General features: G+C 50.2%; 15 protein-coding genes and 1 pseudogene. 10 read left to right on the top strand and 6 right to left on the bottom strand.

The window, feature by feature from the left end; genetic code table 11:
- Position 1: 1 nt before the first annotated feature.
- Positions 2–757, bottom strand: coding sequence for a response regulator transcription factor (locus IEY46_RS31730; protein ID WP_229750676.1), 756 nt, complete (start codon positions 755–757; stop codon positions 2–4).
- A 243-nt stretch (positions 758–1,000) separates the two neighbouring features.
- On the opposite strand from IEY46_RS31730, the gene IEY46_RS31725 reads away from it, so the two are divergent.
- The 4 genes from IEY46_RS31725 to IEY46_RS31710 all read left to right on the top strand — a co-directional run bounded on the left by IEY46_RS31725 (position 1,001) and on the right by IEY46_RS31710 (position 5,492).
- The gene (locus IEY46_RS31725; protein ID WP_188999052.1) at positions 1,001–1,996 is read left to right on the top strand and encodes an aldose epimerase family protein; all 996 of its coding nucleotides are present in this window, start codon (positions 1,001–1,003) and stop codon (positions 1,994–1,996) included.
- Between the two features lie 134 nt (positions 1,997–2,130).
- On the top strand, positions 2,131–3,498 hold the full coding sequence (locus tag IEY46_RS31720; RefSeq protein ID WP_188999049.1) for an ABC transporter substrate-binding protein: 1,368 nt from the start codon (positions 2,131–2,133) through the stop codon (positions 3,496–3,498).
- A 279-nt stretch (positions 3,499–3,777) separates the two neighbouring features.
- Complete coding sequence (locus IEY46_RS31715; RefSeq protein WP_188999047.1) at positions 3,778–4,689, top strand: carbohydrate ABC transporter permease; 912 nt, start codon at positions 3,778–3,780, stop codon at positions 4,687–4,689.
- Positions 4,686–5,492 (top strand): carbohydrate ABC transporter permease, encoded by an 807-nt coding sequence (locus IEY46_RS31710; protein ID WP_188999044.1) that lies wholly within the window; start codon positions 4,686–4,688, stop codon positions 5,490–5,492. The genes IEY46_RS31715 and IEY46_RS31710 overlap by 4 nt, the downstream gene beginning before the upstream one ends.
- Positions 5,493–5,665: 173 nt before the next feature.
- On the opposite strand, the gene lspA is transcribed toward IEY46_RS31710, so the two are convergent.
- A complete protein-coding gene (lspA, locus tag IEY46_RS31705) occupies positions 5,666–6,130 on the bottom strand; it encodes a signal peptidase II (RefSeq protein ID WP_188999042.1) in 465 nt (154 codons plus the stop codon).
- Positions 6,131–6,329: 199 nt separating this feature from the next.
- Between lspA and IEY46_RS36625 the strand changes: the two are divergent.
- A pseudogene (locus tag IEY46_RS36625) lies at positions 6,330–6,566 on the top strand (VOC family protein); the annotation flags it as partial.
- A gap of 156 nt (positions 6,567–6,722) precedes the next feature.
- Entirely contained in the window at positions 6,723–7,421 is a 699-nt protein-coding gene (locus tag IEY46_RS31700) for a pseudouridine synthase (RefSeq protein WP_188999039.1), read from the top strand.
- 121 nt (positions 7,422–7,542) lie between these two features.
- Here the strand turns inward: IEY46_RS31700 and motB are convergent, their stop codons facing one another.
- A complete protein-coding gene (gene motB / locus IEY46_RS31695; protein ID WP_188999037.1) occupies positions 7,543–8,355 on the bottom strand; it encodes a flagellar motor protein MotB in 813 nt (270 codons plus the stop codon).
- Positions 8,339–9,139 (bottom strand): flagellar motor stator protein MotA, encoded by an 801-nt coding sequence (gene motA / locus IEY46_RS31690; protein ID WP_188999034.1) that lies wholly within the window; start codon positions 9,137–9,139, stop codon positions 8,339–8,341. The genes motB and motA overlap by 17 nt, the downstream gene beginning before the upstream one ends.
- Positions 9,140–9,410: 271 nt before the next feature.
- Between motA and IEY46_RS31685 the strand changes: the two genes are divergently transcribed.
- The 3 genes from IEY46_RS31685 to IEY46_RS31675 all read left to right on the top strand — a co-directional run bounded on the left by IEY46_RS31685 (position 9,411) and on the right by IEY46_RS31675 (position 11,437).
- Positions 9,411–9,704 (top strand): hypothetical protein, encoded by a 294-nt coding sequence (locus IEY46_RS31685; RefSeq protein ID WP_188999033.1) that lies wholly within the window; start codon positions 9,411–9,413, stop codon positions 9,702–9,704.
- A 23-nt stretch (positions 9,705–9,727) separates the two neighbouring features.
- Positions 9,728–10,036 carry a 4a-hydroxytetrahydrobiopterin dehydratase gene (locus IEY46_RS31680; RefSeq protein WP_188999030.1) on the top strand — a complete coding sequence of 103 codons (309 nt, stop codon included), beginning with the start codon at positions 9,728–9,730 and terminating at the stop codon, positions 10,034–10,036.
- 156 nt (positions 10,037–10,192) lie between these two features.
- Entirely contained in the window at positions 10,193–11,437 is a 1,245-nt protein-coding gene (locus IEY46_RS31675) for an EAL domain-containing protein (RefSeq protein WP_188999027.1), read from the top strand.
- Positions 11,438–11,532: 95 nt separating this feature from the next.
- Here the strand turns inward: IEY46_RS31675 and IEY46_RS31670 are convergent, their stop codons facing one another.
- Together IEY46_RS31670 and IEY46_RS31665 are read right to left on the bottom strand one after the other, a co-directional pair.
- Positions 11,533–11,736, bottom strand: coding sequence for a DUF378 domain-containing protein (locus IEY46_RS31670; RefSeq protein WP_188999025.1), 204 nt, complete (start codon positions 11,734–11,736; stop codon positions 11,533–11,535).
- Between the two features lie 134 nt (positions 11,737–11,870).
- Positions 11,871–12,386, bottom strand: coding sequence for a GNAT family N-acetyltransferase (locus IEY46_RS31665; RefSeq protein ID WP_188999022.1), 516 nt, complete (start codon positions 12,384–12,386; stop codon positions 11,871–11,873).
- 139 nt (positions 12,387–12,525) lie between these two features.
- On the opposite strand from IEY46_RS31665, the gene IEY46_RS31660 reads away from it, so the two are divergent.
- Positions 12,526–12,957, top strand: coding sequence for a universal stress protein (locus tag IEY46_RS31660; protein WP_188999019.1), 432 nt, complete (start codon positions 12,526–12,528; stop codon positions 12,955–12,957).
- The last annotated feature ends 20 nt before the right edge of the window (positions 12,958–12,977 follow it).

The raw sequence follows: 12,977 nt of genomic DNA, 5'->3' as shown, positions 1-12,977 counted from the left end.
TCTAATCTGTTGTTCCCGTCTTTTGGGCGTGGTTGTACTGATATTGCAGAGGGGACATGCCCTGTATCCGCCTGAAAATCTGTCCGAAATAGCTGGGATCGGCATAACCGATCATTTCAGAAACCTGGGAGATGGATAAGTCCGGGTTTTTGAGCAGCTCCAGCGCCCGTTCGATTCTCACCTGCTGTAAATAATTCATGATGGTCATATCATAGGCTTCTTTAAAGGTGCGGCTGAGATACTGCTGGCTGGCATTGAGACGGGACTCGATATACTGCAGCGTAACCGGCTGGGTATAGTGCTCATGAATGAACCCGACAATTTCTTCAGCCAGCCTCATCCGTTTGGGGCTGATTTTTGTTGTGTCCTGAACCGGCGCGGCAAATTTTTGCTTGATGCATTCTTTGATGATTTTAATGATTTCCTCCGGCTCGATCGGCTTGAGCAGGAAATAGTTAACGTGGATATCTATCGCCCGTTTGGCATAATTGAATTCATCGTAGGCTGTAATGATCGAGATGATCGTGTCGGGGTGCTTCTCGCGAATAATACAGGAAGCATCCAGGCCATTGACGCCAGGCATGCTGATGTCCATGAAGATCAGATCCGGGTAATGCAGCTCGGCCAGTTGAATAATCTCATTGCCGGATTTGGCCATGTCGAGTACAACCGCAGGCAGCTTGCTGTCTGTAATAATTTTCTGGATGACTCTGCGCTCAATGGATTCGTCATCGGCGATAAGCACGCGTAGCAGCATCGGTCGGTTCATCCTAACTGTATAGAAGTTATCCTATCCGCCCCCATTATACCATTTGCGCGGCCGAATGTTTTCTCCATAATTCTTAATATCTGAAACAAATGGATCTGGCCAAAGCGTGTTCTTCCGGATGTTTCGGGTTTTCGTGAAAGTGGTTTCTTTTCTCCGATTTAGCGTCTGATGTTCCCGTGTATAATGAGATGACCGTCCTGGAAACCTTATTTGACCAAAGGAGCTAGATGCATGAGCATAGCCGTTATTCGAGACAAGATCTGCAGCGGAAATAGAACGATTATACTGGAGAACGAACGGCTGAGCGTAATTATCATACCGGAGCTTGGGGGTAAAATATGGCAAATTACCTATAAACCGAAAAATAAGCCGTTATTGTGGAACAATCCGGAGCTTCGGCCCGGTAAGGTCGCATTCGGTGAACAATTCGAGGAGGTATTCTTCGGCGGCTGGGACGAGTTGTTCCCAAACGATATGGCCGAAGTGTTGAATGGCAAAGCGCAGCCCGACCATGGCGAAGTCTGGTCGCTGCCTTGGGCTTTTCGCGTGGATGACTCTTCGGCCGAGATTACCGTTCATATGTGGGTAACGGCTCCTATCAGCAATTGCAAAGTAGAGAAGTGGGTTACATTGAAGTCTGGAGCAAGCAAACTGGGTCTGCGCTATAAAATAACGAATTTAAGCGACACGGACCAGCCATTCTTATTCAAGCTGCATCCCGCTCTGATGACCGACGAGCATTGCCGGGTGGATCACGGGGCAAGAACAATGGTTATGGAGAATCTGGGCCAGCTGCGGGGCGGTATTCGCAGTGGTCCGTACGAATGGCCGTATCTCCCTGCCGATAACGGACAGACCCAGGATATGCGCCTGTGCTTGCCGCCAAGCACGAAGGTCAAGGAGATCCAATATTCGAAGGAGATGGATGCCGGCTGGTGCTCGGTCACCAATACCAGGGACGGCGTAGGCTTCGGGCTTGCGTTCGATCCGGCTTTCTTCAAAACCTTATGGGTGTTCACAAGCTGCGGGGGATGGGGAGAGCAGCAGCAGATGGTTATCCTGGAGCCGTGCACTGGCTATCCCATGAGCGTGAACTCGGGGATCGAGCGGGGCACACATCAGCTGCTAAAGGCCGGTCAATCTATGGAGACTGGGCTTGTCGCTGTTGTCTATGAGGGCTTGGGATCCGTCGGTGCTATCGATTCCAACGGCAATGTGTATGAATAACGGATACCGGCAGGAAAGCGTCTCTTTTTTTCAGATATTCAGGAAAGCGGTTTCTTTACTCGGATCACATCAAAAAAAGCTGGTGTTATAATGAAGCCAGTCATTCACCATTCATTGTAAAGGGGACAATAACCATGGGACAAAGAAGGGTCGTAAGTACCGTCACGGTTATGATTATCATGATTGTCTTGATCTTGTCAGCCTGCTCCAATGCCAAGACCAACAACACAAACAATGAACCCGGTCAGCAGAACACCAAGAGTGAGGATAATAAAGCAGCCGAGGGCAACAAGGCAACAAACGAGGGACCGAAGGATTCGGGCAAACCGACGACGATTCGGTTCACAACCTGGTACGGAGCCGGGGATATCGAGATTTGGAAAGAAGTGATCAAGCGGTTCGAGGCGGATAATCCGTTAATCAAGGTTCAATTCGAACCGCTGGACTTCGCCGCCTATTGGCAGAAAATACCGACTCAGCTGGCAGGGAATGCATCACCTGATGTCATCGGCATGCATGTCGGTATCGTTTATTCCTACGTTCAGAAGAATCAGCTGGAACCGCTGGACGCTTACTTAAGCTCAAGTGAACACCAAGCCGACGAGCTTCCGGACGCACTGGTTGCCGAAGGCCAATGGCCGAAGGACAATCCACAGCAGTTTGCGCTGCCATGGCATTTTACCGGCGGAACGCTTTATATCAACAAAACCGCCTTTGAAGAAGCCGGCGTTCCTTATCCGGAGAATGGCTGGACGATCGAAGAGTTTGTTGCTGCCGCCAAAAAACTGACAACTGACAAGCGCTTTGGCTTCCAGGTGCCGGGCTTTACAATGAATGCGGGCTTGCTGGCTGCTTTCGGCGGAGTGCCTACGACAGAGGACAGACTGCACAGCAACTACAATTCGCCTGAGATGCTGGCTTACAAGACATGGCTGCACGATCTGATCTACAAGGAGAAGGTGTCTCCGAATCCTAAAGATCTGGATGCATCGGTCGATCCGTTCGTTGCGGGCAAAGTGGCCATGACCGTCGGAGGCGCATGGAATTTCCCGGTATACCGGAAAATCAAGGATTTCGATTGGGATGTAGCCCCGATGCCGACCAAGGATGGCGTATCTAAAACATATGCCGGACCCGATCTGCTTAGCATTCCGAAGGACAGCAAAAACAAAGAAGCGGCATGGAAATTCATGCAGTTTGCCATATTCGACCCCAAGTCTCAGGAGCTGCTGCGGCAAACCGGACTTCCGATGCTGAAGAAGGATCTGGAAGATGAGAGTGTCGTGAACGAGATTGCCTCGCAGAAGCCGGAGCATTTCAAAGTGTTTCTGGATGGCGCCATTAATAATGGAACGGGATACGCTTTCACCCCCAAGTTCTTTGAAACGGCCGGATTTGAATCGGATGCCGATGTGAAAATTCTTCAGAAAGAGAATGTCGATATTCAGAAAGTGCTCGATGAGCTGCATGATAAAGTCAATAAAGAGCTGGAAAAGAAATAATGACGCAGGGGATAGTGATTTATTGCTGTCCCCTTAGCTTACGCATACGAAGTGCGTTTTCTTTGAAAGCGCTTAGCATACGCATACGAAGCCGCGCTTTCTTCGAAAACGCAGCGTGTGCATACGAAGTTGCGTTTTCTTCGAAAACACAGCGTATGCTTACGAAGTGCGTTTTCTTCGAAAACACAGCGTATGCTTACGAAGCCGCGTTTTCTTCGAAAACGCAGCGTATGCTTACGAAGCCGCGTTTTCTTCGAAAACGCTTAGGAGGTTTGCGACGTGGCAAGAAACCAAGGGGGAGCGGCAGCTCCGGCAGTACGCATCGGAAGAAACTGGATGAGTAAAGATTATGTATGGGCGTTCCTGTTATTAATCCCTTTATTGGTCGGAATCGGCCTTATTTATTTTTCCTCCATCTTCGGTTTGATCGTCAGCTTCACGAACTGGGATATCGTTCAAAAAGCGGAATGGGTCGGTCTGCAGAATTATCGGGATCTCGCGGCCGATGAGAAGGTATGGAAATCGCTGTCGAATACATTGCTTTTTATTGTCTATTCCGTCCCTGCGAAGATCATATTGGGTCTGGCTCTTGCGATGCTGCTCAATCTGAAGCTGAAAGGCGTAAATTTCTTTAAATTGCTCTACTTCTTTCCTACCGCCTGCTCGATTATCGCGGTCGCGCTTGTATGGGGTTATTTATATGACTCCAACGGGTTGTTGAATAATTTCTTGAATGACCTGGGTCTGTCGAAGGTTTACTGGCTGGATGAATTCCATGCCATGGGGTCCATAGCGATCATGAGCATCTGGGGCGGTGTAGGGTATAATGCGCTGCTCTTCCTGGCAGGGCTGCAAAATATCCCGATTGAATATTACGAAGCGGGGCGGGTGGATGGAGCGACGAGGTTCCAGCAGTTCCGGATGATTACCATTCCTCTGCTTACCCCCACCATGTTCTTCGTCATCGTCACGCTGATGATCGGATCGTTCCAGATGTTCGGGGAAGTGTATATCATTCACGGACCACTCGATTCGACCTTGACGATCGTTCCTTATATTTTCAGCGAGGCCTTTCAAGGTTTCCGGATGGGCTATGCATCAGCTTTGTCTTATCTGCTGATTCTTATTATCCTTCTGATTACGCTGGTGCAATTAAAGCTGCAGAAGAAGTGGGTGAACTACGATCTATGAAAAAAACCGTCCCTTATCTGCTTCTATATGGACTCGGCATCGTGGTTCTGTTTCCATTCACCTGGCTGCTGCTGTCTTCCTTCAAGGACAGTGTTGAAGTCATGTCCGGCAATCACCTGATTCCGAAGCATTGGACTTTCGAGAATTATAAGAAAATCATGACGGAAATTCCGATGCTAAGTTTCTTCAGGAACAGTATGTTCGTGACGATACTGGCGACCGTTGGCGGACTGCTGGCCAGCGCCATGTCCGCATTTGTGTTCGCCAAGCTTGTTTTTCGGGGAAAAAATACACTGTTCGCGATGGTGCTGGTTGTGATGATGATCCCCGGCGTCATTACGCTCATTCCACTATTCATTATTATGAAATCGGCCGGTTTGATCGACAGTTTATGGGCGCTCATTCTTCCGCAATGGACCGGGACGGCATTCGGCGTCTTCTTTCTTCGCCAGCACATGATGTCGATCCCGCATGATCTCTATGAATCGGCCAAGCTGGAAGGCTGTAATCCGCTGCGAATATTCGTTTCGATCTATTTGCCTTTGATCAAGCCCGCTCTGGCAACGCTGGCGGTACTGAATTTTATCGGCAACTGGAACGACCTGCTGGGTCCGCTCATTTACCTGAATTCCCCTTCCAAAATGACGGTAACGGTTGGGATCTCCTACTTCAGAGGCCAATATGTAACGGATTACCCGGTTGTGCTCGCCGGCGTTTTCCTCAGTCTGATTCCTACCGCGATCGTGTTTCTGTTCGCCCAGAAGCATTTGACGAGAGGGATGCTCATCAGTGGAATGAAATAACCCGCCAATACGCTGCTGCTGCATAAGAGGACCGTACTTAGATGGCTGTTTGCTCGGCCTGGCGAGGCAAGTGGAAGCGAAGGGCTGTCCCTGGAGGGGCGGCCCTCGCTTTTGTTTAAAGTAGAAGTTTTTCGCCCATACGTTGCTGTATGCTGAAGGAAAACCCTATTGCATTAGTATCTGACGGAGCATCGTCTACAAACCCAGCTTTTCAAAGATTGAACCACATAACCACCCACTAAAAGGGTGACTCCAATCCCAATCGCATAATCCGCCATATTAAGCACACCATTACCGGAACGCGAGACCACGAAATCCGTAACCTGCCCAAATAACAAACGATCAATCCCATTTCCGGCAGCACCCCCTACTAAGAAGGCGCAGCTAATCTCGCCCAGCGTATTTAGCCCTTCTTTTCTACGATAGTAGATCACACCCGCCACGAATAGGACAGCCACGATTCCAAAAAATCGCGCATAGCCTTGAAACAAGCCGCCAGCCATCCCGCTGTTCTCAATATGCGTCAACTGTATTCCCCACAGGGAATAATCTTCATCGATCGCCAAATGAATGCGGACTATCATTTTAGATACTTGATCGACCAGGATAACTATAATGGCAGTCATATAAAAAAGCATTCGCCGCTCACCCCTCCTCATTCATATAGGTTTTCTCTTCAACAAGAAGCCACCTTTTTATTTAATAGGTATCTATTGATTATAATCGATGTGGAGAAAATTATAAATTGAATGCAGTCGATGGGGGTTATATGAGGAATCCTTCTATATCGAAGGACAATCTGCTTATGTCTGGGAGGTTTGAAATGAGGTCAAACGAATCGTCGCCAATATAAATACGAAGGATATCACGGCAGCTAAAAGCTTTTACCAGGATGTGCTTGGCCTTGATTTAATGATGGATCATGGTTGGATTAGAACGTATGGTTTAAACGAGGAGATGAGCATTCAAATTAGTTTCGCCTCACAAGGTGGCTCAGAAACGCCTACGCCTGATCTATCGATTGAAGTCGATGCTATATTACAAGACGTGAAGAGAGCTGGATTTCTGATCGAATAGTCAGACTCATCATTAAGCTAAAACCAGCGGAAACTTGCTTCGCACCGGGTCAGCCGTTGTTTCTTGTGCGGGAGAGATTTGTCGCCGGGAGTAAGATGTGATAATGTTTTTGACAAGGCGATATATCTTGCTATGCAGAAGAAGGGTGACGGATTGAGGATTAATAAATTTATTAGCGAGACCGGATATTGCTCCAGGCGGGAAGCGGATAAGCTTGTCGAATCCGGTCGTGTGACCATTAACGGGACAACTGCAGAGCTTGGCAGTCAGGCAGAGCTTGAAGATGATGTCAGAGTGGATGGGAAGCCGATCGGTCAGCAGAAAGGACATGTGTATCTGGCGCTCAATAAGCCGGTCGGCATTACAAGCACAACGGAGACCCATATAGCTGGCAATATCGTAGATTTTGTCGGTCATCCGGAACGGATCTTCCCGATTGGCCGTCTGGACAAGGACTCGGAAGGGCTCATTCTGCTGACGAATGACGGGGATATCGTCAACCGGATCCTTCGGGCGGAGGGCAGGCATGAGAAGGAATATATTGTTACAGTGGACCGTTCGCTTACTCCCCGGTTTCTCAAAGCCATGAGTGAAGGCGTTCGTATTCTCGGTAGCATGACGCTTCCCTGTAAGATCACGAAGGAAGGCGACCGCGTCTTCCGGCTTGTCCTGACTGAAGGGAAGAACCGTCAGATCCGGCGAATGTGCGCAACCTTCGGTTATCAGGTCCATGGCCTTCGCCGGGTCCGCATCATGAACATACATCTGGGGGATCTGGGTAAGGGCAAGTGGCGCGACTTGACCGGCAGCGAGATGCAGGAGCTGCTTTCCCTGCTTGCACCGCAGGAGTAAGGGGTCAGCACATGCAAAACAAAAACCAACGTTTGTCCGGTATGTTCTTGCCGGAGACGTTGGTTTTTTGCAACCTAATAGAATTGATAAGCTTACTCTTATAAATTTCTAAAAGGTCTTCTTATGCTTTGGGTGTGGCCGGCATTTCCTGCGCTTTGGTTACATCCAGAAATTTGCGGATAATAGAGACTTCCACACGGCGGTTCTTGGAGCGTCCGAGCACAGTATCATTGGAATCCACGGGACGATATTCCCCATAGCCGATTGCGCTGAACAGCTTCGGATTCAGGTTCTCGTTGAGCAGCAGCACATCCATAAAGCGGATGGCCCGCGAGGAGCTCAAATCCCAGTTGGACTGGAAATCCGAGTTGGAAATGGGTTCGTTGTCGGTATGTCCGGATACGACGATTTCATAATCGGAATAGGATGTAAGCATATTTGCGATTGCCTTTGCAAGAATACGCGCGTCCGGCTTGACTTTGGAACTCCCTGATGGGAAAAGGGCGTTGTCGCTGATCGTAATCATCAGCTGCGACTGATTGAGCTTCGTGTCCAACTGGTTCGTAAGGCCGTTGGCCTGAATATATTTGTCAATCTGCTTCTTGAGATCCTCAAGCGCCTGCTGTTCTTTCTTCATCAGCTCATTGCGCTTAGCGTCGGTTGTGGCATCCTCAGGTTTGGGTTTGGTTTTGTTGTTCCGGTCCATTTCCTCGCCCGTGGTAATCACCGAGGTGTTCTCCAGGACGCCGACTCCGCTGTCAAGTGCGGAGTTAAAGGCCTTGCTCATATCTTCAAACTTTTTGGAATCGACCGAGTTCATGGCATACAATACGATAAATAAGGCGAGCAGCAGGGTAAGCAGATCGGCATAAGGGATGAGCCAAGACTCGTCGGCGTGTTCTTCGTGGTGCTCATTTTTATGCCTTCTGCTCAACGCCCTCCGCCCCCTTCTCGCTCATTTTCAAGCGCTGCGTAGGTGTCAGGTAAACAGACAGCTTCTGGTTGATCGCGATCGTCGATACGCCGGACTGAATGGACAGAAGACCCTCCACCATCATCAGGCGAAGCTCGATTTCGCGTTTGGAAAGGCGTTTAAGCTTATTGGCAATAGGATGCCAGAGCACGTAACCGGTGAAAATCCCGAGCAAGGTTGCAATGAAAGCCGCGGCGATGGCCTTGGCCAGTTTCTCCATATCGCTCATATCCGCCAGAGCGGCGATCAGACCGATAACGGCCCCGAGAACGCCTAGTGTAGGAGCATACATGCCGGCCTGGGAGAAAATAAGGGCGCCTGCGCGGTGACGCTCTTCCGTTGCGGAGATATCCTCAAGCAGCACGTCGCGTACGAAATCCTGATCGTTCCCGTCTATTATCATCCGCATGCCATTGCGCAGAAAAGGATCCTGGATATCATCGACCTGGGCCTCAAGAGCAAGAAGGCCTTCGCGGCGGGTAATGGTCGCCCAGTCCATAAATAAGCCGATGAGCTCTTCCCGGGGCAGGAGCTTTTGCGCAGTGAAAGTCATTTTCAGCAGTTGGGGAAATTTGGCGATTTCATTCATTGGGAATCCGATGAACAGGGAGGCTGCGGTTCCTACGATAATAATCGTGAAGGCAGCCGGATTGAGCAGACTGGTGAGCGGCGCATGTTTTAACGCCATACCGAGAACGACCGCTACCAGACCTAACACAATGCCGATAATTGTTGATTTTTCCATGACACACCTCGTCCGATAAAATATTACAATGAGATTCCCGCCACCAAGAGCCGATCAATCCCGTTGTTAGAGTTGCAGGGCGGTACACGGAGTGTCCGACTGACAAAATAAACCCGCTTTCGACAAAACAGTCTATACTTATTTATCGTCAAATCGAGCGTGTAGATTAGAGCAATTTGGATGTTTTCGGGCAAATGATTATTTTTTACGGGATATTCGTGTAAAATAATGAAAAGAAGCTCCATTTTAAGGGTAAAGGTGGTTATAAGACATGGGCGTTAAACACGCTAGAGAATATACAGACATCTTAAAAGATCTGACCGAGGCTATTGGCTCGATTGAAGACAGCTACACGTTTTTTGAAATGGAGCGCTCGGACTGGCTGGCGCTTGAGCCGCAGCAGCAGACCGATTTAATGGAAGTCCTTGCGGATGACCTGTTCTATGCGCTGGGCGAAGACGCCGTTATAGAAGTAGGACAGGGTGTCATTAATTACCGCTCCAAGCATCATTGCATCGAAGTATCGGTAGATGGGAAGGAAAGCCGCATTGTCCGCTTGATCTAACCAATCAAAAGGGAGTGAGCGTCATGGCTAAAGTGGAAAAACTGCCGAAGGCTGTCGTGGATGAGGCGTTATCGGGGCTCGAAGGCTGGGCCCGCGAGGATGAGCAGTGGCTTTGCTGCACCTATAAGCTCGCATCCTTCAAGGATGCAATCGCTTTTGTCCAGCGTGTGGCCGTTATTGCCGAGGAGATGGACCATCACCCCTCGATCAGCATCGATTACAAGAAGGTCATTCTCCGTCTGAGCACCCATGATGCGGGAGGGTTGACGGAGCTTGACCTGCATGCGGCGCGGCGCTATAACGAATCCGCGGCATATTTTCTTACAGGATAGATGAATCTTTCGTAAACGAGGGACGAAATCTATGCAATGAACGCCAGTAGAATGCTTGCAAGGGCCCTTTACAATAATTCGACACTATTTTACAATATGTAAAAGTAGAATTGTTAGTAAATATGACATGAAGATATCATGAGGGGCGCGGCGGCGATGGCAGAAGCTTACAGCATGAAGGGATCAATGGAGGAAAATGCGGTTGATCAACTCATCCCGTATTACCAGCCGGTGCTTGCGCTGGATACCCGGCTGATCATGGGCTATGAAGCACTCGGCCGCGTGCGGACCCGCCAGGGCATGCGCAGTCTGGGTCCGTTTTTTGAAGACAAGGATGTGCCGATGGGCGAGCATATTCGCATCGACCGACTCCTGCGGGAGCAGGCGCTGGCCAAATTTGCGGCAGATGCCCGCCTTTGCGAGCAGGGCATGCTTTTTCTGAATTTAAAGCCCTCCTGGATTTTTCAGACCTATAAGGAAACAGGAGAATTGCCCACACTGCGGCTGCTGGATAAATACGGCATCGATCCGGGCCGCGTTGTTATCGAGATCACGGAGGAGTCTTTTCAGGATCCCCTGGAGCAGCTTCGTACCGTTGTGGATGTGTACCGTAAGGAAGGCTGCCGGATTGCCATTGACGATGTGGGAAGCGGCTTTAGCAATATGGATCGGATAGCCCTGATTCAGCCGCATATCCTGAAAATCGATATCCATATGCTCCAACAAAGCGAGCTGCATAGCGGTTATTACGGTGTTCTGCGTTCCTTCTCCACGCTGGCCGACCAGATCGGCGCCTCGCTGCTGCTCGAAGGCGTAGAGAGTGAGCAGGACCTGCAGCGGGCTATTGAAGTCGGCGCCCGTTATGTGCAGGGTTATCTGTTTGCTCCGGCCGAGCCGGAGTTTCTTCCTGCAGACAGTTTTTCCGGACTGATTGCGATGGAGCTGGAGCGCCGGCGCTCGCAAATCATGCTGGCTGAGCGGAACTGGACCGAAGAGGCGGAGCAGCTGCGGCTGATTGTGGAAAAGGCCTGGCGGACCCGGGAGAAAGAAGACTGCCCGGAAGAGGCGGAGGACATCGTCATCGAGCAGATCCTTCCCGTGCTTGCCGGATCTTGCAAACGGGTGTATATATGCCGGGAAGACGGCAGTCAGGTCTCCTCCAATTACCAGCGGAACGCGGGAGAGGCCTGGGAACGCCAAACCGCCTTCCGCGGACTGAATTGGAGCTGGAGGCCATATTTTATTCCGACTTCGGTGAAGCTGGGAGGCACACTGCGAGCCGCGGTGTCCCGGGCGTATACAGATTTGGATTCCTATGACCGCATCCGTACGATCTCCTTGCCTGTCGGGGAAGGGAGATTGTTGTTTGCCGATATGATTGATCCTGAAGGGCAAAGCTGATCTGCCGCACATGCCCGTTCAGCCAAAAAAAAGAAGACAACTCGCTGCTCTTGGAAGAGGCGGGTATGTCTTCTTTTCTTGCGCGGGGCCCGCTATCAGTCTTCAGCGGAGATTTTGGTGAAGAAGGATAAAGCGTAAAGGGCGGACAACCCTACAATAATGTAAACGATTTTGGCGCCGACTGTGTCCGAGCCGTCGAATATTTCCGATACCACATCGTATTCAAACAATCCGACCAGAAGCCAATTCAACCCCCCGATAATGAGAATGATCAAGCCGATGATATTCAACGTTTTCAATGGACCCGCCTCCTTGGAAATGAATAGCGAAGCATAAACGAACAAAGCCGGGGCTTCCCGCTTCATTCTTCATCCCTCATAAATACGATTATGCGGAGGGGGCCGATTTTAGTACGCATCCCGGGGGTTATTCATTAAGAGGCATCCATGGGTTCGGGGGAATATACCATACAATGCACTTCAATAGGGCCGTCAACCGTCCGCCGGATATAGGTGTCCGAAACAACGAATCCCGCTTTCTCATACGCACGGATAGCCCGCAGATTCCATATATGTACTTCCAGATCCAGTTCATCGCCGGGAGCGCGGCGGAGCCCTTCCTCGACGACGGCCTGCATAAACTTCAGCCCCAGCCCCTGACCGCACAATTCCGGACGCATGCCCAGCCCAATACGGGTAACGCCAAGAAGCGGGAAGAACTGGATGAAGCCGACCAGCGAGCCGTCCCCATCCACAACGGCGCAGTACTGTTTCTCGCGGATCTCTTCATCCCCGAACTCCAGGCCCAGCTGCAGCATAACTCCCCAGGAGGACCAGTTGTAGAAATCAAAAGGAGGCTCATACCGCCAGCTGCACAGCTCTTCAGCCTGAAGAGGAGAAAGGGCTGTTACGGTATAGCGGGATGGGGCGGAGCTGTGTATGAGATTCATAAATAGAAATGCCTCCTCAACAGTACGGGCGGAATAGGGCAGGGGAAGGAAATATTCACCTTCCTGTTTGGTCTTGTCATCCTGACGGTTAAATAATAATAGGTATAAACGATGATGTCCAGACTAGGAGGAATAACCTATGCTTTTTTCCCATATTATTGTGGCATATGACGGATCACTGTCAGCAGTCAAAGCATTGGATACCGCGATCGCGCTGGTGGAAAACAAGCAGGCGGAGAAGATCAGCATTGTGCATGTTTACAGTGTTCCCTACATGGCCATCGCGGATTCGATTGTGACGGTTCCAAACTCCGTCCAGCAGGAATGGCTGGAACGGGCGCAGAGTTTGCTCGCCGATGCCGGCAAGAAGACCGAGCAGCTGCCTTATGCAAATACGGTCATTCTGGAGGGAAGCCCCGCAGAGGCCATTCTGCAGTATGCCGATCACAATGGTGGCGATCTGATCGTGATCGGAAGCCGGGGGCTTGGAGGATTGCGTGAATTTATGATGGGCAGCGTGAGCCATAATATCGCGCAGCATGCCAAGATCCCGGTTCTTATCATTAAATAACCCCTTTCCACGCAGAAGGG

This window comes from Paenibacillus nasutitermitis (genome assembly GCF_014641075.1).
In the GTDB taxonomy this organism is placed as follows: domain Bacteria; phylum Bacillota; class Bacilli; order Paenibacillales; family Paenibacillaceae; genus Paenibacillus_Z; species Paenibacillus_Z nasutitermitis.
Note: the sequence above shows the minus strand (reverse complement) of the source record. Positions and strands in the feature narration are given on the sequence as shown.